Source organism: Tolypothrix sp. PCC 7712, assembly GCF_025860405.1.
Classification (GTDB): domain Bacteria; phylum Cyanobacteriota; class Cyanobacteriia; order Cyanobacteriales; family Nostocaceae; genus Aulosira; species Aulosira diplosiphon.
Genome location: NZ_CP063785.1, coordinates 1979715 through 2003212, shown reverse-complemented (window position 1 = coordinate 2003212; position 23498 = coordinate 1979715). Strand labels below are relative to the sequence as shown.

Genomic DNA, 23498 nt, shown 5'->3' with positions numbered 1-23498 from the left:
GCAATTATCAATGAAATTTATTATTGAGCAAGAGTAAATCAATATACAGAAATACTATTACTACTCCCTCGTCAATAACTTACGTCGCAGTACATCCAACGCTGTACAAGCACTGACATGGCGAATAAAAGGACGAGTCCGCGTTTGTCCAAATCGATATTCAAAACTAGCTACTTCATCTTTAGGCCCTGCTAAACCTACGTAAACCAAACCCACAGGCTTGTTATCTGTCCCGCCAGTAGGGCCTGCAATACCAGTGATACTCAATCCCCAAGTAGTAGAAAGGCGAGTTTTTACCCCAACTGCCATTTGCTCTGCAACAGTAGCACTAACAGCACCCATTTTAGCTAAATCATCTGGGTTAACTCCCAGTAGTCCTACTTTCACAGAGTTGTCATAAGAAATTACCCCACCCCAAAAGTATTCTGAACTACCAGAAATTTCCGTCAGCATTTGCCCCAGTCCGCCACCTGTGCAGGATTCTGCCACCGATAAGGTTTCACCTGACTGTAGCAACAACTTACCAACTACTGAAGCTAGAGTTTCATGATCAACACCGTAAAAATCTAAGCCAGCAATTTCTTTAATTTGTTTCTCAACCGGGACGATTAAATCCTCTGCTGCTGCTTCAGAAGGGGCTTTAGCAGAAATTCTTAACCGCACTTCTCCGTTACCTGCATAAGGGGCAACTGTCGGGTTCAGCAAATTAAAATAGGAAGGGACTTTTTCCGCTAAAGCAGATTCACCAATTCCCCAGAACCTCAAACTCCGGCTGTAAATAATTTCTTTGCTCCAGCCTTGGCTTTTGAGATAGGGTACTGCGGTTTCTTCCCACATCCGATACATTTCGGAGGGTACACCAGGAAAAGTCAAAATAGTGACATTGGGTCGGGGTTGCCAAATAATACCTGGTGCTGTTCCCGTAGGATTCGGTAAAATGTCTGCACCTTCAGGAATCAAAGCTTGTTTGCGGTTACTAGGAGTCATCACCCGACCGCGCTGGGCAAATTTCTCAGCCATATCTTCAATGATTTCAGGACGTTCTACCAAGGGAACGCCAAAAAAATCAGCAATGGTTTCACAGGTGAGGTCATCTGGTGTGGGGCCAAGACCACCTGTAAAAATCAAAATTTGCGCTCTAGAAATCGCAATTTCTATAACTTGTTTTAGCCGTTCTGGGTTATCTCCTACTACTGTTTGATAATAATGGGGAATACCTAGTTGAGCTAATTGTTTCGCTAGAAATTGGGCATTGCTGTTGAGAATATCTCCCAGCAACATTTCTGTACCAACACAAATAATTTCTGCACTCATAGGATTTTAGATTTAGATTATTCGTAAATATTTAGTTAGTGTTTATTGATATTTTTTCAGTCAGGGCTTTAACGCTTCAAGGTAAAAATTAAATTCCTTACTAAAAACTTAATTAACACATTTAAAATACCTGATTTTATCGAGATATTTTCCAAACTCGCCAAACTGCAAAACTCAGCAACGAAGTACCAGCACAGGCGTAAGCAATACCACTGGGTATCCCCGCAATAGCTAATGCTAAACTGCCCACCCATAGGGTTAGAGAATAAATAAATAAAACCGTCCAGCGATGAGATAAACCTGCTTTAAGTAATCGATGGTGTAGATGGCTTTTATCGGCTGTAAACGGAGATTTACCGCGTCTTAGCCGCGCTAAAATTACTGCTGACATATCGACAATCGGCACAGCAAGAATCAAGTAAGGCAATAATACGGCTGTGAAAGCAGGAATTTTGACCAGACCAATTACACCTACAGAAGCTAGGGTGAATCCCATAAAATAAGCCCCGCCATCTCCCATAAAGATTTGAGCGGGGTTGAAATTGTAGCGGAGAAATCCTAGTGCTGCACCTGCAAGGGCGGCGGCAATGAGGGCGGCGGCTGGTTGGTGCATAAATAGTGCTACAACTAGCATCACCACAGCCGCAATTCCACTGACTCCCGCAGCTAATCCATCTAAACCGTCAATCCAATTAATGGCATTGACCATACCCACTAGCCAAATCACTGTAATTGGTAAACTCAGCCAGTCTAGATTGACAATCCCCATTGTGGGAATAGTTACGAAATCTATACTTACCCCTGCTTTCCACGCACCAGATGCCACAATTACTTGCATCAGCAGACGCGACAAGGGTGACAAGTTCAGCAAATCGTCAGCTAACCCAATCAGGAAAAAGCCGAGACCACCTAAAGTTACACCCCAAATTTGCCATTCTTTGTCTGGTGGTAGGCTGCCAAATCCACCTAACCACCAGACAATGAGTAGAGAGGTAATAGTCCCTGCGAAAATAGAAACTCCTCCCAAGCGTACCATCGGGCGCTGATGAACTTTTCGCTCACCAGGTTGATCTACACGTCCACTTTTTATACCTATTTTCCTAATATCTGGTGTTGTCCAAAGAACGACTACAGCCGCAACTAGGAAGGAAATCAGATGATAAATCTCAGGAGGCATCTGTAATTTTCAATAAGTAAATTGTCTAGGGATTGAGGAATTGGTAATGGGTAATCGGTAATTGGTAATGGGGATGAGGAGGATGAGAGGAGAATAAATCACAAATTCTCGATGCCCTATGCCCCATGCCCCATGCGCTATGCCCTATGCCAAAGCTGGTACAGGAATCTCTAGATGAGAGTAGAGGGGGAAGCGATCGCATAATGCTGCTACCCTGCGCCGACAATCAGCTGCAACTTCCTCTGATTCTGGAGATAATAGGCGATCGGCAATAATATTACCTATCTCGGTAAATTCTGCCACACCTAAGCCCCTGGTGGTCATGGCTGGTGAACCTAATCTCAGACCACTGGTGACAAATGGTGATTGCGGATCGAAGGGAACTGTGTTTTTGTTAGCGGTAATATTTACACCACTCACTAACTGATCCGCTTGCTTACCTGTCATACCAATAGACCGTAAATCTACTAACATGAGATGGTTATCTGTACCATCGGATACTATCTTTAACCCACGATTTTGTAGTTGACTTGCCAAAGCACGGGCATTCTCAATCACTTGGGCAGAATAGGTTTGAAATTCTGGCTTGAGTGCTTCGCCAAAAGCCACAGCTTTCGCCGCAATTACATGTTCTAAAGGCCCGCCTTGAGTTCCGGGGAAAACTGATTTATCCAGCTTTTTACCCAATTCTGCGTCGCCTGTTAAAATCAAACCACCGCGAGGGCCGCGTAGAGTTTTATGGGTGGTTGTAGTCACTACATGGCAGTGAGGAATTGGGTTAGGATGCAGACCAGTGGCGACTAAACCAGCAATATGAGCAATATCAGCTAGTAGGTAAGCACCAACTTCATCGGCGATACTGCGGAATCTTTCAAAATCAATAATGCGAGGATAAGCCGAATAACCGCAAATTAGTAGCTTAGGACGCTCCCTCAGCGCCAGCTCACGAATTTGGTCATAGTCGAGTTGTTCTGTTTGCTGGCTAACGCCGTAGTGCTTCACTTTGAACCACTTACCAGACACATTCACGGGTGAACCGTGGGTCAGATGTCCCCCATGAGACAAATCCATGCCCATGATTGTGTCGCCTGGTTCTAACAGTGTTAAAAACACCGCAAAATTTGCTTGTGCGCCGGAATGGGGTTGAACATTGGCATGAGCCGCACCAAAAAGCTTTTTCGCACGGTCAATTGCTAGCTGCTCAACTTTATCGACAAATTCACAACCGCCATAGTAGCGTTTACCAGGCAGTCCTTCAGCATATTTATTTGTTAGTACAGAACCTTGAGCCGCTAGTACAGCTGCAGAGGTAAAGTTCTCACTAGCAATCAACTCTAAATGGTCGCGTTGACGCTGTAGTTCTTGATTAAGTAGCTCTGCGATCGCCGGATCGCTAGAGTTAAGAATGTCTGAGTTTGTCTTAGTCACTTCCGCTATCCTTAGGGGATTTGCCCAACTGTGTATTTTGCCTGAGTGTCACATTTTAGCAACAGTCCACAGTCAAGATTACATATTTCAAAGGCTATAGTTCAATGGCTTTTGAAAATAAATTATTGGGCATGGGGCATGGGGCATTGGGCATCGATTATTCGTTCTCTACTCTTCAGCTTTTTCCCATTACCCATTACCCATTACCCAATCCCCACCCCCTGTATTACTTTTAACTAAAAAAGCCCCTCTCAAAATATAGACAACATACAATAAATTTAGAGGCTACTGGACAATCGTGTTTGAGTTGCTCTGGCTGACATTTTTGCCCAGAAAAGCCTGAAAGGTTAATTTTAGGCGTTCATTGCCCATGTGAATCACAATCCACTTTTCCCACAGTCTAGACTGAGCAAAGCTGGAATATTTGGTAATTCTAAGGCTTGAGCGTCTGAAAGGCCGATCCTTTCCTCAGTAAAATGTTGGGTCACAGTGAGGATTTACAGGAGGGATGAGATGCTAGTCATTTTAATGGAAGATCAAATCCTGGCTCCTGGGAAGGTTTGCCAGTCTTGTTTATTAGCTGATAGGAGTGGTCAACCCCGTTGGAGTCAAGGTCAACTGCGTTGCGGTCACCAGGTCAGCAAACTCACTGCACAGCAGCCTGAACAGTATGAATGTATGATGGGTTTCCGCATTGCCAATATAGAATAATTAGATTTGCTAGCATGAGCAGGTAACTGCGTTATCCTAGGCTCAAGTAACTGTTGATTTTTTGGCACAGGAGAACGCAAAATGGCTTGGCGCGGGTCTACAACGGTTTCCGACCGGATTTTTGCTTGCTTACCTTATTTGCTGCCCTTAATTGATGGGCTAATGTTTGGTTATGTGTCTTTATTTAGAGAATTTCCGGCGCTGCAAGTGCTACTTGTGCCTCTTCAGCCTGTTGTTCTCATTTATGGTAGTTTAGGACAATTTGGTCAACTAATTGTCTTCTTTGCCTTATTCTTTTTGGTAGTGAGAAATGAAAAAATAAATCATTTCATCCGTTACAACACTATGCAGGCAATTCTGTTAGACATTATTGTGTTTCTTGGCAGTATAGTTTTGCGGGTGATTGCACTCCCTGGGATAGCTTTTGCGGTGCAAACAGTAGCTAGCACAATCTTTCTTGGTCTAGTGGCAGCAGTGGTATATTCTGTTGCCCAGTCTTTGATGGGACGCTACGCAGAAATTCCCGCAGTTTCGGATGCTGTTTATATGCAAGTACGTTAGCGATTAACGAGAGACAATGATGTTTTCTAGGCGACCAATGCCTTCAATTTCCACACGGACGCGATCGCCTAGTTGCAAAGCTCCCACACCCTCTGGTGTACCTGTAAGGACTACATCGCCGGGCATTAGTGTCATCACTTGGCTGATATAAGACACTAAAAAATCTGGTGGAAATACCATTTGATCAATACAGCTAGATTGTACTGGATTCACATTGTCGTTTAAAAAAGTCTGCAATCTCGCTCCTGGGTTTAATTCTCGGACAATCCAGGGGCCCAAGGGGCAAAAGGTGTCAAAACCTTTGGCTCTCGTCCATTGTCCATCTTTTTTTTGCAAATCTCTGGCTGTGACATCATTGGCAATGGTGTAACCCCAAATTTTAGTTTGGGCCTCTTCTGGGGTACATTCACTGGTGCGATCGCCAATGATCAATGCCAATTCGCCTTCATAGTCTACTCTTTGTGATAGCACTGGATATTTGATTTCCGTCTCAGAGGCAATAATTGATGTGGGCGGCTTGAGAAAGAGGAGTGGCTCACTTGGTACAGGAGTTCCCATTTCTGCAGCATGATCGGCATAATTCTTACCCACCGCAACAATTTTTGAGGGAGCACAAGGAGCCAGAATTTGATATTCTTCTGGTTCCAAGATTAAATCCGTAGGTTGTCCCTGTAGCCAAGGCGGAGCGTCTAGCACCTGGACATTTAGGGAGAGTTGTAACAACCCATAATAAATCTGTCCTTCCTGATTTTGAACTCGCACATAGCGTTGCGCCATAACCTTGATTAATGTCCTTTTGGATGCAATTACAAGCTGTGATCTCAAGAGCAAGCATTAGTTAGCTAAGAGATTCAAAACTTTGGCTAATTTGGCTCTAGATTCAATTTGAAAACTGGTAAGATTATAGTTCCTTGTTGCTTCAGATGTTGATTAGTACTGAGCTTGTTTCTGCAGGTTCATGTATAAATTAGCAGTAGCAGCCTTTTTGTCCATAAGGAGACTAAAAACCATGTCCATAGTTTATGAAACAATGTTCATCCTGCGTCCTGACTTAGGAGACGAACAAGTAGAGCAAGCGATTACTAAATATCAGAACTTGCTCAAAGAACACGGTGCAGAAGATATCCAAATTCAAAATCGTGGCAAGCGTCGTCTAGCTTATGAAATTAAAAAGCAGCGGGATGGCATTTACATTCAATTCAACTATACTGGCCCGGGAACTGCGATCGCCCCTGTAGAAAGGGCTATGCGCTTAAGCGAAGAAGTAATTCGCTACCTGACTATTAAACAGGATGTTCACGAGGAAAAAGCGGCTCAAGTGGCTGTAAGCGCTTAAGCAGGTTAAGTGCTGAGATTTACCTTCTCAGCACTTAAAAATGGGTAACACAAAACTCAAAAAAAATGTGCTTTTTTTTCTGACTAACTTAGCTAGTAATGCTAAATTAACAAGTACTTGCTTGAGCAAGTATGACCGCAGTTCTACCTAAAAGCGCATATTTTTTTGAATGGGAGCTGTAAGCCGCTGTGAGCCAATCTGATACATCCAATATCCAAGCTCTCTCTACCGAAGTATCGCAACTGCGCCAAGAGTTGCAGCTTCGCGATCAATTAGTGCAACAGCTATCGCAAGAACTCTTCCGACTGGTGAAGGGCAATACTAGCTTTATGCCCCCAAAGCCACCAGAGCCAGAGCAAGATACGAAGCAGTTGCAGGCTTTGCAAGAACAATTGCAAGCTATTGAACAACAGGTGACATTCTACCAAGAGCAAATTACGGCACGTGATACCGAAATTTATCAGTTACGGCAAAATGTGCAAGAATTGACCGATCGCAGTCGGATGTTGGAGCAAGTAGTACAAGAGTTACCCCAAATTTATCGTCGCAAATTCGAGGAGCGTATGGCTCCTGTGAGAGAAAAAGTAGCAATACTCCAACGCGAAAATCGGCAATTGCAAGCAGAATTACAAAGTGTTAGTTATCGATTAGCACTAAAAAGCCGTAATGCTAATCATAGTGGCATTGATTTGCCAACTTTTCCCCGTCCAACATCAGAAGAAACTTCTATTTCGCCTGTAACTAATAGCCAATAAATGATTTGCTATTGAGCATGGGTCAAGGGTCAAGAATCAAAAGTCAAAAGTCGGAGGTTAAATGGACTTTTGAATTTTGAGTTGTTTGCCCCTGCGCTTTCCCTGACTTTTTATAATCAAAGCTTCAAGTTTTTAAATATAAGTTTATTGAGATTCCCCAAGGGCAATTGCCCTTAAGGTTTTTTTATCGACGCTTAATTAGGGATTTTCTCTGGAATAGTTAAAATTTAAATAAATTTGTGTGAGCACTAGTTTGTGATGGTTAATCATGGTGAGGATATAGTAACCAGAGAAATTATTAAGAATTTATAAAATTAATTGACCTCACCATGTATTTTCCGATGAAATGGAGATTCAACTTGCTAGAGCCAGTCTGCGATCGTGGACAAGAGACAGAACATCTTCATAGGTATCAAAACTTTCAAATACTGAATCTAGTTGAGTAAGTTCTAACACTAATCGCACGGGTGCTTTTACATTACACAGAACTAAGCGGCATCCACTTTGGCGCGCAGCTGTTAATACTTTTACTAGGGAGACCAATCCAGAACTATCCATAAAATCCACTGCGGCTAAATCAATCACCCAAAGTTGATGAGGTTGGGGTACCACTTGAAGCATCTCATTACTTAAAGCTATACCACCCTCTAAATCAATGCTGCCTTGAGGTTTGAACAAAACCACTTGAAGTTTCTGTTTTAGAGTCATGAATTTCACTGAATAAATTGCAACACTATAACAAACAAAAACAAAAAACGGGCATTAACACTGTGTTCGCTTGACAACAACCATGACAGTATTACCGAACTCTGCGGTTAATGACAGCATAGCAGTTGAGACAAGTTTTTTCAGTATTCATGCCGTATAATTTGTCTTAACTTTCATCAATATAGGCATAAACCCCTAAGAATGGCAGTATCCTAAATATCTTTTACAAGATTTTTATATTTGCTAGCCCTTTAATAAATTTTTTATAAAAAGATTATACTGACCATCAGTAACTATACGGTTATGCTAATAACCTATTAATTACCAATAGTCAAGCACCTTTAGTTAATAGTTAAGATAGACTAGAAACTATAAAACCCTATAAGTGGCTTGATTGACAGGCCAGCCAGAAAGGAGCCAAGATTATAATACAAGTAAAAAATTGTAAAGACGGCGGTGCGGAATGTCTCTTGAGTTGATTTCACTAGAAAACATCCAGGAATTCGCCCACCATTATGGTTATTGGGCAATATTTTTGGGAATTTTGCTAGAAAATTTGGGCATTCCCCTTCCTGGCGAAACCTTAACTCTTGTAGGTGGGTTTTTAGCTGGCAGTAATGAACTTAATTACTGGTTTGTGCTTGGGAACGCCGTTGCCGGTGCTGTGCTGGGGGGCACTTGTGGCTATTGGATTGGTAGGCTCGGAGGTTGGAGTTTCTTACTTCAAATGGGTAAGATATTCCGCATATCTGAAGAAAAACTGCTAAATATTAAAGCGCAATTTAGTGAAAATGCAGGTAAAGCTGTGTTTTTTGGCCGCTTTTTTGCATTACTAAGAATTTTTGCAGCTCCACTAGCCGGGATAGCTGATATGTCTTTCGGAAAATTCTTTGTATATAACTTAGCAGGGGCTAGTGCGTGGGCTGGTGTGATGGTGACATTAGCTTTCTTCGCAGGAAAAGTGGTTTCTCTAGAACAATTAGTTTCTTGGGTAAGCCATTTTGCGATCGCGGCCTTACTAATTTTAGTAGCCTTGATTGTTATACCCCTGTGGTTAGAATCTCGCCAAGTCAAGCGCGCAGCAGGAGAATAGTTTAAGTAAAAAGTGAAAAGTAAAAAGGCAAAAGTTCTCATTTATTTGAGCTTTTGCCTTTTTGCTTTCAATAGTTGTCGGTTAAGGGGAAAAAGGGGAATGGGAAAAGGGAAAAAAACCTTTAACCCTTAACCTTTTACCCTTAACTAATTTTGAGTTGAAAACGCTATCCCTTGTAGTATTGCTTTTACTTTAATATTTACTTGTTTTGCTGTGCCCAAATCCGGGTTGGTAAGCCCCAAACGTAAATAAAGCCTTCAGCCGCTTTATGATCGAATTGGTCGTCAGCGCCGTAGGTTGCTAAGTCAGGGGTATAAAGAGAATTGTCACTCCAGCGCCCGACTAAGGTAGCATTACCTTTGAACAGTTTCACCCGTACAGTACCAGAAACTCGTTCTTGTGTCTTTTGAATAAACCCATCTAGGGCTGCTTTTAAGGGACTGTACCACAGACCGTTGTAGACTAATTGCGTATAAGTCTCTTCAATACCACGCTTGTAGTGGCTGACATCTGCTGTTAAAGTTAAGCTTTCTAAATCTCGGTGTGCCTGAATTAACACAACCATTGCCGGGGATTCATAGATTTCTCGAGATTTAATACCCACCAAGCGGTTTTCGATCATATCAATCCGCCCAATACCGTGATTTCCTGCTAGTTGATTGAGTTGTTCAATCAACGCAACTGGGTTTTTTGCAATTCCGTTGAGAGTTGTAGGAATCCCATGTTGGAAACCAATTTCAATATATTCAGGCTGATCGGGAGTATTTGCGATCGCTTTAGTCATCTCATAAATTTCTTCTGGTGGTTCAAATGCTGGATCTTCCAGCACCCCAGCTTCAATGCTGCGCCCGAGCAAATTTTTATCAATACTGTATGGAGAAGATTTTTTTACAGGTGCGGGAATACCATAGCGTTCACCATAGGCGATGGTTTGCTCCCGACTCATCCCCCATTCCCGTGCGGGTGCAAGGATTTTGAGATTAGGATTCAGCGCCGCACAGGAAACATCAAAGCGTACCTGATCGTTACCTTTACCAGTGCAACCGTGAGCGATCGCATCTGCACCATATTTTTCAGCTGTTTCTACTAATATTTTGGCAATGAGTGGACGGGCAAGCGCAGTTCCTAGAGGATAACGATTTTCATAGAGGGCGTTAGCTTGAATCGCTGCAAACGCGTAATCTTTCACGAAACTGTCTTTAACATCCGCTACTAGAGATTCACTTGCACCCGATTTTAAAGCTTTTTCTCGAACTGGTTCTAATTCATCTCCTTGACCTAAATCTGCTGCTAACGTAATTACCTCTTCCACACCCCACTCTTCTTTGAGGTAAGGAATGCACACTGAAGTATCAACTCCCCCAGAATAAGCCAGGACAACCTTTTTGGCGCGACCCATTAGTTTCTCCACTTAGGAAAACAAACAATGAGTCATTATTATACACATATCTTTTCTCTAGAAATTAAGTTATTTGAAAACCTGGGATTACCTTAGTAAATTTTGTCAACATAGCAAGCAACTTTTAGATTCCAGTCTCACGTTCTTCTTTGCGACTTTGCGCCTCTGTGTGAGACAAAAATCCTCTAGTTAATTTGTCATAAAACACTGTATTTAGTTTTTCAAATCACAATTTATAGCAAAGCTATGGCATTAATTTATTGAAAATAAGCTTTTTCATGTAGACAAGAAGTATTACTAGAGAGGATATAGCAATCCTATTTCAGTTGTGAAAATCTACGTTGTGGCTGTTAACTGTTGACTGTCAATAGTCAACAAAGCTTGATGTAATATTTTACAAATTCTCCACAGATTTATATTAGAAGGCTGTTATTGAGGGGCTTTGCGTTAGCCGTAAGCTGTAACACAGGAAAAGTTTTGGTAAGGGTGCCATACTCTCAGCACTAAGGCATCCTACTAAGCTGAGACTTGCCTAATGATTTTTATACACTTATAATTTCAGTAGCTTAAAAAGCTATGCGATCGCTCTCAGGTAGATCAGCTAATCGTCATTCATTTTTCCGGGATGAGTCGCTTGTAGTAAGCGGTTCAGCTTTGGATAGATGCATCTTAAATGCTGATTAACTTACCTACTTTCATTAGACAATGAAGCATCACAACTAACAGAATCATCCATTTATCAAATTCAAGCCCAGAGCGATACTAATTTTCTTTATACCTACAGTTAGTTTGTTTTTTATTAGGAAGAATAAACAATTAAGTTTAGCTATTAAGGCTATTTAAAAAGAATACCCAGTAAATTTGTGATGCTTCAGTTTTTATAACATTTTTCAATGCACTGGGAAATATTAGATTTATGTTGGGTTGCTGTTGATTTTTAAATGTTAACAGCCAATAAATTTTAGCAACCATTCTATGATTTAAAGGCGTAATAGCTGATGAATTGATGCAATAACTTTGTAATCAACATATTGACTAACCTATTTGATTAGCAGTCACCCAAAGCAGAAAAATTGTTATATTCTTTGATTCGCTTTATCGAGTAATACCAGCCGTTTGTACTAGTTATGATTAAAAAGAAAAACTTGCCATTTGTGCAGATATTTTTTGTTTTTATATTAGTTTTAGGGATATTTTTTAGATTTTATAATCTGGACAAAAAAATTTACTGGTTTGATGAGACATATACATCATTTAGAAGTGCTGGTTATACAGAAACAGAATTAATTCAGCAGCTCTATAATGGGCAAGCGATTAGCTCTGATACTGTGAAGGATTATTTAAAACCCAGTGCGGCAAAAGGATTTACTGATGTGATTACATCTCTTGCCAAAGAAGATTCACAGCATCCTCCCCTATATTTTTTAATCTTGCATATATGGATAAAATTATTTGGCAGTTCTACTGCTGTATTCAGAAGTTTATCTGTATTATTTAGCTTATTGACACTTCCTTTAATGTATTGGTTATGTATAGAAATTTTTAATTCACATGCGACTGCTAAAATAGCAACATCGCTCATTGCTATTTCTCCTTTTCATGTTTTATATGCTCAAGAAGCGAGAGAGTATAGTTTATGGATTGCCACAATTCTGTTTGCAAGTGCTAGTTTATTAAGAGCAATTCGTCTTAATACTAGATTGAGTTGGATTATATATACCATATCTTTAATCACAAGTTTGTACAGTTTTTTATTTAGTGTATTTATCTTGATTAGTCATTTACTATATGTTGTCGTGAGGGCAGGATTTAGAATTAATAAAATATTGATTTATTCTCTGCTTTCATATATAAATGCTATTATAGCTTTTATACCCTGGTTAATAGTTGTAGTTGTTAATTATAAAACAATTAATCAAACTACAGATTGGTCAACTCAGAGGTTACCGATATTTTTCCCCGCAAATGGTCATGATAGTTTGGTATATAGATGGGGTCTAAATCTCAGCCGCTTGTTTTTAGATATAGATAATAAATTGGGAAATATGGAGATTGTTGTAATTCTCCTGGCGACTGCTTTAATGATTTATTCCCTTTATTTCTTATGTAAACAGTCTGCGGCTAAAACATGGCTATTTCTGCTAACACTGATAGGAGTATTAGCCTTGTCTTTGATGATTCCCGATATAATTTTTAAATGGCAGCGTTCCGGGATGTCTAGATATTTAATTCCTTCATATCTAGGAATTGAAATTGCTATTGCTTATGTGATTAGTAAAAAGCTTGCTTCTCAATATATTTGGCGGCAAAGGTTATGGTCTGGAGTCATATTTATATTAATTTCTAGCGGCATAATTTCTTGTGTTTGGAGTTCGCAATCAGAAGGATGGTGGAATAAAATCCAAAGTTATTCAGTGACTCCGATAGCTCGTACCATTAATGCAGTAGACCATCCACTAGTTATTAGTGATAGTAAAATTGGTAATATTATGCCCTTAGCTTGGATTCTTGATTCTGATGTAAATATGCAACTTTTAGTAAAAGCTAAAATCCCTGTCATCCCCGATAAATTTAATCATGTTTTTTTATATAAACCTTCTAAAGGTATGGAGGAAAATCTGAAGGAAAACTACACAATAGAAAAATTCCAAAATTTTAACAACTTGAAAAGTTTAACTAAAAAGTAGCTACCCCTCAATACTGCTCGGTTAAGGATTTTCAATTCTTAATTGGGTTTGGGAAAAAGGTATACCCCTGCGCTTAAGCAAGCTACGCGTAGCGTCTGTGCAGGAGAAAGGGTAAGGGTTACAGGTTTGTTCTTGCCCCTTTTCTCCTTCCCCTTTTCCCCTCAACCGACAAGTATTAAGCTACCGCTACCCTTAAGGGAATTCAAAATTAAAAGCCCCACGGATTCATCCGTGGGGCTTTTATCTTCTTTTTCTAGGCTCAGGAAAGTCAAATTTAGGATTAGGCAATTAATTTATGAATAGGTGAATAGTCAACCTCGTTGTTTTATTTGTTTTAAGCAGGTTGTTCAGGTTCTGGCGTTACCTGCCCAATTTTTGGTTCTGTGCCTGCAAGCAGACGTTCTATATTGCTGCGGTGGCGGATAATTACATACAACCCACCCACAAAAGCATAGAGAATGCAAGCTAAGGGTTGATGGAAAATTACCATGAAAATTGTCACTGCGATCGCACCTGTAATGGAACCCAAGGAGACTATGCGCGATATGGCAAAGACAAGGGCAAATACACCTGCTGTGGCTAAACCTACTTGCCAGCTGATTGCTAACAAAGTCCCTAAACCAGTGGCGACAGATTTACCACCGCTAAAGCCTAAAAAAATCGATTTACTGTGTCCGAGAACTACTGATAATCCGGCTAAAGTCACTAACCAGGGTTGCCAAAGGTTAGCATCTACCGTAGTGGGAATGAAGTTATAAACTGGAGCCAGGTGAAATAACTGATAAACTAAAGCGATCGCCAATACACCTTTCAAGCAATCAATTAATAACACAAATGCCCCAGGGCCTTTACCCAAGGTTCTCAGCACATTAGTTGCGCCAGTGGAACCAGAACCAACTTCCCGGATATCAATACCTTTTAACTGCTTCACTGCAATGTAGCCTGTAGGGAAAGAACCCAGTAGGTAGGCTACAACTAAAACCGCTCCGCACAAAGTTAACCAAATAGCCATAACAATTCAAAAGTCAAAAGTCAAAAGTTGTAGAGACGCGATTAATCGCGTCTGTACTTAAAAGTTAAGAGTCCAAAGCCATAATACTTGACCAATGACAAATGACTAATTAAAAATCATCATCATAATTTCTCATTGTTTTGGGGTCTGGGGCAAAGGCTAACCATAAAGGAAATTGCAGTAACCCCAGACTAATTTGGTCTTCGGAATCATCGATGATAATTAAAGGCATTTGATTGGCTTTAACTAGTCGTTCTGCTTTCTGTGCTACAGCTTCGGGGGTTTCAAATAATACCACTCCTCTATCTGGGCCAAAGTCTGGACGACCGATGCCTAAACAGTCTTGTAAGCCGCGCCGCCATTCACCGAGACGTTCTGGTGTATTAGATAATATTAGGGCACGGAGGCGATCGCCATAGAGGGTGTTGAGAATAGAAATCACCGCTGAAGAAATCAAGATATTCTGCAAGCGACTACCCATTGTCCGCAAAGCACCTCTACCGCCTTGGGTGAAAAACCAGTTAGCAACTCTCTCGGCGTGGACTGGTTCAAAGGTGCGGCGCAGTTGCCAAGCTGGGCCATAATAATCTGGTTTGTTGCGATATTGGTCAATCAGGCGGCGAATTTGCTTGCTAGTATCTTGAAACTGCTGGGGCGCAAATTGGGGGATACCTGGCTGAGATTCAACAGGCTTTACCTCTTTAACTACAGGCTTTTCGCGTTCAATTATTGGCGGCGGTACTAGGGGCAATTGCTCGGCGGCGGCGGCTAAATCTTGTAAACTGCCTGTGAGGTAATCTTTAAAACCCTGGACGCGAATTGCTAAGTCTTGGGATGCGCCCGCAAATGTAGTACGCATTTCATTACGGATGCGTTCTTGACGGCGTTCTAACTGTTCAACAGAAATTTGCAGGGTTTGTTTGCGTTGTTCTAATTGCGAGAGCGACTCTTGCACAATTTTTCCTAGTGTCTGTTGAGTTTCCCCAACTTGTGCTTGCAGAGTTTTGTAAGTCGCTTGCAGATTGGCTATTTCGGCTTTCAGAGCTTCTTTGGTAGTTTCTAACTCAGCAACTTGTTGTGCTGCTTGTGCATATAGAGAATTATCTGCGGATTCTGACTCTCTTGGCGATCGCACTGCCACAGTTTCCACTGGTAATAATGGTATAAGTAACTCAGCTGCATCCTCTGTTGGCTCTGTCGCAACTTCTACTTCTATTTGGGAAATTGGTGCTGACATTGCGTCATCGGGCTGTGAGTCTACCAATAAATTTTGTGTTTCTGTTTGGGCCTCTGAGTCAACCGATGAGTCTTCCGGCTCTGCAACTGGTTTGCTCGGCTCTTCTATTTGCGCCAACCACTCATCAATTGATTCTGGGGTTTGAGATTCCTCTGGGTTCATAAATAATAGTGTAATTCCTATGACGCGAATAAATAGCTTTCAGAAATATACAATTGACCTGTGTTAAAAGTCCTAAGTCTGAATTTTATATTACTTGGGGATTGGGGACTGGGGATTGGGGACTGGGGACTGGGGACTGGGGATTGGGAAAAGGCTGATACTCAGAACTCAGCGCTAAATACGCGGACAGCGTTGTTCTAAACAAGCTTTGAGGGTGTTTGGGTCAAATAAAATGGGCAAAAAGTGAATGCTGTTAATTTCTTTAAAGTAAAACAGAATCGGAACTCTGGGCCAAAATATCCGCCAATTTTGCCATTCTTGGTAAGGAAACCGCCTAATTAATTTGTCGCCTCTGTACAAATCCAAGTCAGTGGCGGTAAATTGCAACCGTATAACACCAGCTTGAAACATGAGAAACAAACCCAGCAAGCCAATGACACCGCCTACTAAGGGTTGAACTAGCAGCAGTGGAATAGAAGCAACTAGCAAAACTACAGGGATATTGTAGCTAGGTTTGAGTTCAACTGTAGATGTAGAGTTAGAGTTAGGTGCAAATGAACTAGTCATACTAATTATTAGATGTTTGATTCTAGAGCCACTGAGTTGCGCGGGTTAATAGCGTTGTCGCCAGTGGTGTGATTTTATATTCAGAGAAAAGCCTAGCACCGCAAGGTCAATACAGCATATTTCAGGTAAATCAAGTACATAGGTAGGGGCATTGGTGTCAACTTAACGTGAAACCCGCTCTTGTGGAAGGTTTCGCCCTCACCCCCAGCCCCTCTCCCACAGGGAGAAGGGAGCCAGAGATTTAGTTCCCCTTCTCCTGCGGGAGAAGGGGTTAGGGGATGAGGGCGCGAGGTATTTGTACCGCCCACCCTAGATCGCTTTTAGCTGAATTTGACACCACTAGGCAGTGCCTTGCCCTGACAATTATCTGTACCTCATCAACTTGTAATCTGCTGTCTATCAAGGTTTGTGATTGTTTGAGATGTTAGCTTGTGTTGTACTAGAGGCTGTAAGCCTTGATCCACAGATGCAAAATCTGCTTCTCCTATTTTAAAATTTCGTGGTTGAGGAGGCGCGTTAGGGACTTCCACGAAATAAATTATCTTATATCTTGTGGGGCGGGCATCTTGCCAGCCACATAAACTGGGCGGACAAGATGTCCACCCCACAATAAATACTGGGATATTTTTTTATTAGGAAGTCCCTGATTAAGAGTGAGAGTATAACTACATCTGCCAATACTTTTTGGATCAGTCGTTTGGTAAAAGGTGAAAGGGAAAGGGGTAATGGCTAAATTTACACCTTTTCCCTTTTACCTTTCTCCCTTAGCCTAAAAGTCTTGCTACATCCCTTTGATCAATGCACTACCAGGGCCTTGAAACATTAACCAAGAAAGAAAGAAATTACTGACAAATATAATGAGCAAGGCTGTGACTACAGCAGTGGTAGTTGATTGTCCTACCCCCTTAGCGCCTCCGGTTGTTGTTAAACCCCAGCTACAACCAATTACCGCAATTAAAATGCCAAAGCAAAACGCCTTAATCATGGCGCTCAAAATATCCCAAAGACCAAGCAGATTACGCGCCGAGTCGAGAAATACGGTATCAGCGATGTTGTATAAATTTGTGGCAATTAACATTCCCCCTAATAACCCTGTCACCAAAGACAAGAGAGTTAAAATTGGCAACATTATGCAACAAGCTAAGACACGGGGAATAACTAGATAATCAATAGGGTCTGTTCTGAGCATTAATAGAGCATCAATTTGCTCTGTGACTCGCATAGTGCCAATTTCAGCCGCAAAAGCCGAACCCACTCGCCCCGCTAAAATTACGGCTGTCAATACAGGCGACAGTTCTCTGGTTAAGGCTACCGCCAGCACCCCGCCAACAAAATTTCCCGCCCCAAAGTTAATAAACTCCCGTGCTACCTGAATGGTAAACACCGCGCCCACAAAAATCGCCGTTAACAGCGCAATAAAGAGCGAATCTGGCCCCACTGAGGCCATTTGCTCTTTAGTATTTCGCCAATGAATTCTGATTCGTAGGAGGTGAACCAGTACTTGTCCACCCAAAAAAATCGCTGCCAGCAACCGCTGACCCCACGCGCCTAGACTGGATTTGGATGTAGTCTCACTCAATGTTTTGTAGCTAACTCGGTAACTGCCTTAAGAATAGCGAAACTAAACGCCTTGAGGGAATTGGTAAATGGAAAAAGTTTGGGGATGGGGCATGGGGCATGGGGCATGGGGCATGGGGAATGAGTAATGAGTAATTGGGTGTTGGTAATTTCTCCTCATCTCCCTCATCTCCCTCATCTCCCTCATCTCCCTCATCTCCCTCATCTCCCTCATCTCCCTCATCTCCCTCATCTCCCCAATGCCCAATGCCCAATGCCCAATGCCCCATGCCAAACATTAACTTACTTTAAAGCTCGTCTCATAAAGTTAAGGGCTTTTTGAGCAAGCTGGAATTGCGTTTTGATGATAACTATAAACTAAAATCTATATATGACAATGGTTTTGCTCGCTTCATAGCCTATTTGCGCTGAACCAAACTCATCTGTGAGATAGCACTTTTTTTTAATGAAAACTTAAGATTTTTGACATCTTGGTTGCTGAGGGGCGATCGCTCGTATTGTAGAAGATGACATTGCAGCTTTTATCGCTATTGTCTACCCTAACCGCGGAGTGTCGTTTCAATGACTGTGTTTACTAACTTTCTCCGTTCCCTGCTACTTACGATTGTCTTTAGTTTTTCCCTACCCATGCTTTTAGTTGGTGGCTTCTTGCTGGTGGTATCTCTGTTGGGTCATATCCCAGGGTTACAAGGCATCAATGAAGCGATCGCTCAACAAATTATACATTTTCTCGCTACCTTTGGCAGTGGTACTCCTCTGCGGGGCTTATTTGTTATTAGTTTAACTTGTAGTTTTGTGGGAGCGCTGTTTGACATCTACGCTTATTATCGGTGTCAAATTCTCCGCATTGATTCCTAAGTTGAGTGCATCAGCATATTCAAGTTTTGATTGGCTGACCAATCTATAAGTATTTATATTTCATAATTAGAGGATGCTTATCCTCAACTAGCTCTGGATGGGCATTCTGGAAATTTTATTAATTAAGGCAGAAGGCAGGGGGCAAAAAGCAGGAGGCAGAGGGAATAACTTTTGACTCTTGTACAGACGCGATTCATCGCGTCTCTGTAACCGGGCGAATCATCACGTTTCTGCAACTTAGGCACTCTTATTTATACTAAAGTTAAAACCAGGTTAAGTGTTTGTGGCAATTGTGCTACACACCCAATTTAGGTTATTGATTTTTTAGATTCTTAGTTTTTGCCAGCTGAATAAAGATGAAAATATCAGATAAATAGCTATTTCAATCTAAAAATTTCCTTAATGTTTGGTGAAGGATAGTACCTGTGCATTGTTTGATGCTGATAAAAGCGGGTCGTCTGACCACTGGGCATTCTATATTGGGTGTATTACGAGATTTAATGACTGATTATGGTTTGGCCTTTTAAGCCCAGGTTGAGTAAACAAATAGCGCGGATTGAAATTAATGGTGCGATTTCTGGTGGAACTCGTAAACGTGTTCTGGAAGCACTGAAAACTGTAGAGGAAAAAAAGTTTCCGGCGTTGCTGCTGCGGATTGATAGCCCTGGCGGTACTGTGGGAGATTCTCAAGAAATTTACAGTGCCCTCAAACGTTTGCGGGAGAAGATAAAAATTGTTGCCAGTTTTGGTAATATTTCGGCTTCTGGCGGTGTCTACATTGGCATGGGAGCCGAGTATATCATGGCTAACCCGGGTACAATCACGGGTAGCATTGGTGTAATTTTGCGAGGCAATAACTTAGAACGCTTGTTAGATAAAATCGGTGTTTCCTTTAAAGTCATTAAATCCGGCCCTTACAAAGATATTTTGGCATTTGACCGGGAACTGACGGAACCGGAACAAGGTATTCTACAAGAATTGATTGACGTTAGTTATCAGCAGTTTGTGCAAACCGTAGCTGAAGGTCGTTCTTTAGCGGTAGAAACTGTGAGAAGTTTTGCCGATGGGCGGATATTCACCGGACAGCAAGCCTTAGAGTTAGGTGTAGTAGATCGTCTGGGAACAGAGGAAGATGCACGTCGTTGGACAGCAGAACTAGTCGGACTCGATCCAGAAAAAACACAATGTTTCACTCTAGAAGAACGTAAACCCCTGCTGAGTCGCTTACTCCCAGGAAGTCGCCAAGCTTCATCAAGTATTGGCGCAGGTATTGACTGGTTGGAATTTGAAATGTCTACCAGTGGTTTACCCCTGTGGTTGTATCGGCCGTAGGGATTGGGGATTGGGGAGATGAGGGAGATGAGGAGGATGAGGGGGATGAGGGGGATGAGGGAGATGAGGGGGATGAGGGAGATGAGGGGGATGAGGAGGATGAGGGAGATGAGGAGAAATTACCAAAACCAAACACCCCATTACTCATTACTCATTACTCATTACTCATTACTCATTACCCCTTCCCCCTTCCCCCTTCCCCAATGACAATTGACAACTGACTAATTAAGGAGGATTGGGCGTGGAGTGGCAAATGAAGGCTATTCGTGGAGCGATAACGGTTTCAGAAAATACTACTGAGGCGATTCGAGAAGCGGTAACAGAATTATTAGATGAACTGGAACAACGGAATCATCTCCAGCCAAAGGATATGATTAGCGTAACGTTTTCTGTGACGCGGGATTTGGATGCGATTTTTCCAGCTGCGATCGCAAGAACACGTCCAGGTTGGGATGGTGTCGCTATGTTGGATGTGCAACAAATGCACGTTGAAGGCAGTTTACAGCGCTGTATCCGCTTTTTAATCCACGTTTACCTGCCAACTTCCGCGCCAATTTACCACATATATTTACGTCATGCGGCTAACTTGCGTCCTGACTGGAGTTTGCCTCAGCAATTAAATGGAGTGCAACAAGTAGTTGAGTCAAAGGTTTAAAGTGGGTGAGTAGATGAGTTGATAAAATCATCTACCCTCAAAGCCAAAGCATAGAGAAGAGAAATCTTATACCAATTTGACAAAAGAAGGCGACAGATTGTAGGGGCAAGGCATTGCCCCAGTGGTGTCAAATTAACGTGAAACCCGCTCTTGTGCAAGGTTTCGCCCTCACCCCCAGCCCCTCTCCCACGGGGAGATGGGAGCAAGAGATTTAGTTCCCCTTCTCCTGCGGGAGAAGGGGTTAGGGGATGAGGGCGCGAGGCAATACTGCTCGGTTAAGGATTTTCAACTGGGAATTTAGTTAGGGGAAAAGGTGAAAGGGTAAGAGATAATTTGATATACCAAAAGATTGTGGATGCCGTGCCCCTACAAAGACTTTATTGATGCCCGTTCCGATTTTGGCAGTTTCAATCCCTAATAGGGATTAAGAGAAATTTCAACCTCTTGCCACTATCGTTACTACTTCCGCTAATGCGGCTAATACTTGTTTCAATCCCTAATAGGGATTAAGAGAAATTTCAACAGTATTAACCTTGCTGCTTATCCGTCGTAGTCTTGTTTCAATCCCTAATAGGGATTAAGAGAAATTTCAACATAATTGTTGGGGGGATAGAGTTAGAGTATTGAAGTTTCAATCCCTAATAGGGATTAAGAGAAATTTCAACGCCGCTTCCCGTTGGCGCTCCGTACATTACCCGATTGCTTGTTTCAATCCCTAATAGGGATTAAGAGAAATTTCAACTGCTGAGAACCTGGAGCATTCCCGATGGTGTAATGTTTCAATCCCTAATAGGGATTAAGAGAAATTTCAACTTGTAGAATGTCAACCCCTGCCTATCGGCATTACTATTGTTTCAATCCCTAATAGGGATTAAGAGAAATTTCAACCACAAATGGAAGATTGGGGTCTCCTTCTGCTATCAATAAGTTTCAATCCCTAATAGGGATTAAGAGAAATTTCAACTTCTTTATAGTATTCCTCCCTGGTAGACGGACTGGTTGTTTCAATCCCTAATAGGGATTAAGAGAAATTTCAACATGGATGCTAGCGAGTTTAGTTATTTGGCTGATGGTTTCAATCCCTAATAGGGATTAAGAGAAATTTCAACGATACAGTTTGACTGGCGATAATTCCATTTGTTCGTTTCAATCCCTAATAGCTCATCGTTCGCGTAATCGATTCTGAAAATAAAGAATTCATCAAAATGGTTAAAAGGCTTACAACAAAAGGATTAATCGCATCAAACTTTTATCCATATACCCTTTAGAGGCGTGGTTAGTTCACAGTGCGATGACGGTGCGATCGCACCGATACATTCAGATTCCTACTGAAATCTTTGAGGGAAATCGGGTAAGTGTAAGCTTTCTATTCTGATTACCAAAACCAAAGCTATATATAGTAGGAATTTCATGGTTTTTTGGGAATTAATTATTTCCGATTTGGATTACGCGAATGGTGAGTAATAGGGATTAAGAGAAATTTCAACTTTTATGAGTCGTCGGGATATGGACATGAATTAATGTTTCAATCCCTAATAGGGATTAAGAGAAATTTCAACTTCTTTGAGGTCATAGATTTTATAAAATTGTTCTGTTTCAATCCCTAATAGGGATTAAGAGAAATTTCAACTAGCAGATTGGCCGCTGATGGGGGGCGATATGTTGTTTCAATCCCTAATAGGGATTAAGAGAAATTTCAACAGGCGATACCGCCCCATTCCCTGGTGATGAGTACGGTTTCAATCCCTAATAGGGATTAAGAGAAATTTCAACCTGGATAAATAGCAAAAAGCCAATTGAGCAGCAATTAGTTTCAATCCCTAATAGGGATTAAGAGAAATTTCAACAGCATTCATTATTTCATTGCACATCTGCATTGCGTTTCAATCCCTAATAGGGATTAAGAGAAATTTCAACCGCTAGAAATTTCAGTAAAGTTTCATTTTATAATGTTTCAATCCCTAATAGGGATTAAGAGAAATTTCAACGGCGGAACTCCCAAAGCCGATGTATATATAGTTTTCAAGGTTCTGTTTCGCGGACAGTGCCATAATAACATAAGCAATAATGAAACAGCAAACGCAAAATGGCTGAAAGTCAATCTCTGTAAAGCGCGCGGGTGATTGAACAGCCATGAATCAGTGGAAGCCTTACGTATAAATAGTTTTAGCTGTTTTTGGTGAGATTGCCTTTTTGACACCTACCCATCCGCGCATTCTGCCAAGAAAATAGTATCGTCGCGGGCTGATTTTCTGCCCATATATCCAACCTTAGCACCACAGCTAATGCATTAGGAAGGCTCAAACATCAATATATTGAGAGCTGGTTAGTGGAGAAATTGACGAGGTTGGTTACCAAGGAGAGCTGGTTGTGCGTGAAGGAGATCTGGTTGTGAACGAAGGAGCGCTCATTGATAGACAACCCGATCAGGTTGGTTGTGAACGAACCGATGTTCTCTATGGATGAGCGCTCGTTGATAGACAACCCGATCAGGTTGGTTGTGAACGAACCGATGTTCTCTATGGATGAGCGCTCGTTGATAGACAACCCGATCAGGTTGGTTGTGAAGGAACCAATGTTCTCTATGGATGAGCGATCGCAAGCTGTGTAACCAATACGGTTCGGATAAGTATTTTGCATCTCCCTCGTGATTTGGGAAAAGGGTAATGGGAAAAGGGTAAGGGTGAATTCAATCCTTTTCCCCTTTTCCTTTTCCCCTTTTCCCTTTCCCCCTTAACCGAACTGTATTGGCTGTGTAGACGCAGTATATCCGTATAAATCGCACCCAGTAATACTAATTATTGACTTTTCTATTATGCGTAGGTGTGGGTAAATTACGCAATTATACGCAGTAATTAACTATGTAAAGATATTTGTCAACTGCCTCACACGACATAATAGCTGAGTTGCAGTTATACTACAATCTCA

General features: G+C 41.7%; 23 protein-coding genes and 2 CRISPR repeat arrays. Of the genes, 10 read left to right on the top strand and 13 right to left on the bottom strand.

Annotation, left to right across the window (positions count from 1 at the left end; all coding sequences use genetic code 11):
• Positions 1-60: 60 nt before the first annotated feature.
• The 3 genes from HGR01_RS08105 to glyA form a co-directional block, all read right to left on the bottom strand.
• The gene (locus HGR01_RS08105) at positions 61-1314 is read right to left on the bottom strand and encodes a competence/damage-inducible protein A (RefSeq protein ID WP_045869592.1); all 1254 of its coding nucleotides are present in this window, start codon (positions 1312-1314) and stop codon (positions 61-63) included.
• A 136-nt stretch (positions 1315-1450) separates the two neighbouring features.
• A complete protein-coding gene (locus tag HGR01_RS08100) occupies positions 1451-2491 on the bottom strand; it encodes a glycosyltransferase family 4 protein (RefSeq protein ID WP_045869593.1) in 1041 nt (346 codons plus the stop codon).
• Between the two features lie 144 nt (positions 2492-2635).
• The gene (glyA, locus tag HGR01_RS08095) at positions 2636-3919 is read right to left on the bottom strand and encodes a serine hydroxymethyltransferase (protein ID WP_096622059.1); all 1284 of its coding nucleotides are present in this window, start codon (positions 3917-3919) and stop codon (positions 2636-2638) included.
• Between the two features lie 513 nt (positions 3920-4432).
• Between glyA and HGR01_RS08090 the strand changes: the two genes are divergently transcribed.
• Positions 4433-4630, top strand: a complete 198-nt coding sequence (locus HGR01_RS08090) for a hypothetical protein (RefSeq protein WP_045869595.1) — start codon at positions 4433-4435, stop codon at positions 4628-4630.
• A gap of 81 nt (positions 4631-4711) precedes the next feature.
• Complete coding sequence (locus HGR01_RS08085) at positions 4712-5191, top strand: Tic20 family protein (protein WP_045869596.1); 480 nt, start codon at positions 4712-4714, stop codon at positions 5189-5191.
• A 3-nt stretch (positions 5192-5194) separates the two neighbouring features.
• On the opposite strand, the gene HGR01_RS08080 is transcribed toward HGR01_RS08085, so the two are convergent.
• The gene (locus HGR01_RS08080; protein WP_045869597.1) at positions 5195-5968 is read right to left on the bottom strand and encodes a fumarylacetoacetate hydrolase family protein; all 774 of its coding nucleotides are present in this window, start codon (positions 5966-5968) and stop codon (positions 5195-5197) included.
• A 232-nt stretch (positions 5969-6200) separates the two neighbouring features.
• Here HGR01_RS08080 and rpsF point away from each other — a divergent pair, with 232 nt between their 5' ends.
• Entirely contained in the window at positions 6201-6527 is a 327-nt protein-coding gene (rpsF, locus tag HGR01_RS08075; RefSeq protein WP_045869598.1) for a 30S ribosomal protein S6, read from the top strand.
• Positions 6528-6715: 188 nt separating this feature from the next.
• Positions 6716-7282 carry an Npun_F5560 family protein gene (locus tag HGR01_RS08070; RefSeq protein ID WP_045869599.1) on the top strand — a complete coding sequence of 189 codons (567 nt, stop codon included), beginning with the start codon at positions 6716-6718 and terminating at the stop codon, positions 7280-7282.
• Between the two features lie 354 nt (positions 7283-7636).
• Here HGR01_RS08070 and HGR01_RS08065 read toward each other — a convergent pair whose 3' ends face one another.
• Complete coding sequence (locus HGR01_RS08065) at positions 7637-7990, bottom strand: STAS domain-containing protein (RefSeq protein WP_045869600.1); 354 nt, start codon at positions 7988-7990, stop codon at positions 7637-7639.
• A 463-nt stretch (positions 7991-8453) separates the two neighbouring features.
• Here HGR01_RS08065 and HGR01_RS08060 point away from each other — a divergent pair, with 463 nt between their 5' ends.
• The gene (locus HGR01_RS08060) at positions 8454-9083 is read left to right on the top strand and encodes a DedA family protein (RefSeq protein WP_045869601.1); all 630 of its coding nucleotides are present in this window, start codon (positions 8454-8456) and stop codon (positions 9081-9083) included.
• 199 nt (positions 9084-9282) lie between these two features.
• On the opposite strand, the gene HGR01_RS08055 is transcribed toward HGR01_RS08060, so the two are convergent.
• Positions 9283-10482, bottom strand: coding sequence for an argininosuccinate synthase (locus HGR01_RS08055; RefSeq protein ID WP_045869602.1), 1200 nt, complete (start codon positions 10480-10482; stop codon positions 9283-9285).
• A gap of 1127 nt (positions 10483-11609) precedes the next feature.
• On the opposite strand from HGR01_RS08055, the gene HGR01_RS08050 reads away from it, so the two are divergent.
• Positions 11610-13169, top strand: coding sequence for a glycosyltransferase family 39 protein (locus HGR01_RS08050; RefSeq protein ID WP_045869603.1), 1560 nt, complete (start codon positions 11610-11612; stop codon positions 13167-13169).
• A gap of 334 nt (positions 13170-13503) precedes the next feature.
• Here the strand turns inward: HGR01_RS08050 and plsY are convergent, their stop codons facing one another.
• The 6 genes from plsY to HGR01_RS08020 all read right to left on the bottom strand — a co-directional run bounded on the left by plsY (position 13504) and on the right by HGR01_RS08020 (position 17994).
• Positions 13504-14181, bottom strand: coding sequence for a glycerol-3-phosphate 1-O-acyltransferase PlsY (gene plsY, locus HGR01_RS08045; RefSeq protein WP_045869604.1), 678 nt, complete (start codon positions 14179-14181; stop codon positions 13504-13506).
• A 109-nt stretch (positions 14182-14290) separates the two neighbouring features.
• Positions 14291-15580 (bottom strand): DUF3086 domain-containing protein, encoded by a 1290-nt coding sequence (locus HGR01_RS08040; RefSeq protein WP_045869605.1) that lies wholly within the window; start codon positions 15578-15580, stop codon positions 14291-14293.
• Between the two features lie 174 nt (positions 15581-15754).
• Positions 15755-16147, bottom strand: a complete 393-nt coding sequence (locus HGR01_RS08035) for a DUF3119 family protein (RefSeq protein ID WP_045869606.1) — start codon at positions 16145-16147, stop codon at positions 15755-15757.
• Positions 16148-16524: 377 nt separating this feature from the next.
• Positions 16525-16755: a hypothetical protein gene (locus HGR01_RS08030; protein WP_045869607.1), complete on the bottom strand. Its 231-nt coding sequence runs from the start codon at positions 16753-16755 to the stop codon at positions 16525-16527.
• Positions 16756-16928: 173 nt separating this feature from the next.
• Positions 16929-17726 carry an MlaE family lipid ABC transporter permease subunit gene (locus tag HGR01_RS08025; protein ID WP_045869608.1) on the bottom strand — a complete coding sequence of 266 codons (798 nt, stop codon included), beginning with the start codon at positions 17724-17726 and terminating at the stop codon, positions 16929-16931.
• A 10-nt stretch (positions 17727-17736) separates the two neighbouring features.
• Positions 17737-17994, bottom strand: coding sequence for a hypothetical protein (locus HGR01_RS08020; protein WP_168160947.1), 258 nt, complete (start codon positions 17992-17994; stop codon positions 17737-17739).
• Between the two features lie 292 nt (positions 17995-18286).
• Between HGR01_RS08020 and HGR01_RS08015 the strand changes: the two genes are divergently transcribed.
• The 4 genes from HGR01_RS08015 (at position 18287) to aroH (ending at position 20570) form a co-directional block, all read left to right on the top strand.
• Positions 18287-18583 (top strand): hypothetical protein, encoded by a 297-nt coding sequence (locus tag HGR01_RS08015; RefSeq protein WP_045869609.1) that lies wholly within the window; start codon positions 18287-18289, stop codon positions 18581-18583.
• 510 nt (positions 18584-19093) lie between these two features.
• Entirely contained in the window at positions 19094-19915 is an 822-nt protein-coding gene (sppA, locus tag HGR01_RS08010) for a signal peptide peptidase SppA (RefSeq protein WP_045869610.1), read from the top strand.
• A complete protein-coding gene (locus tag HGR01_RS08005) occupies positions 19897-20136 on the top strand; it encodes a hypothetical protein (RefSeq protein ID WP_045869611.1) in 240 nt (79 codons plus the stop codon). Before sppA ends, HGR01_RS08005 begins: the two co-directional genes overlap by 19 nt.
• Before the next feature lie 20 nt (positions 20137-20156).
• A complete protein-coding gene (gene aroH / locus HGR01_RS08000) occupies positions 20157-20570 on the top strand; it encodes a chorismate mutase (RefSeq protein WP_045869612.1) in 414 nt (137 codons plus the stop codon).
• A 404-nt stretch (positions 20571-20974) separates the two neighbouring features.
• Positions 20975-21679: direct repeats of the CRISPR family, unit length 37 nt; unit sequence GTTTCAATCCCTAATAGGGATTAAGAGAAATTTCAAC.
• Between the two features lie 412 nt (positions 21680-22091).
• Positions 22092-22558: a CRISPR direct-repeat array (repeat unit 37 nt; unit sequence GTTTCAATCCCTAATAGGGATTAAGAGAAATTTCAAC).
• Between the two features lie 319 nt (positions 22559-22877).
• Here aroH and HGR01_RS07995 read toward each other — a convergent pair.
• Positions 22878-23210: a hypothetical protein gene (locus tag HGR01_RS07995; protein ID WP_155539075.1), complete on the bottom strand. Its 333-nt coding sequence runs from the start codon at positions 23208-23210 to the stop codon at positions 22878-22880.
• Positions 23211-23498: the final 288 nt, after the last annotated feature.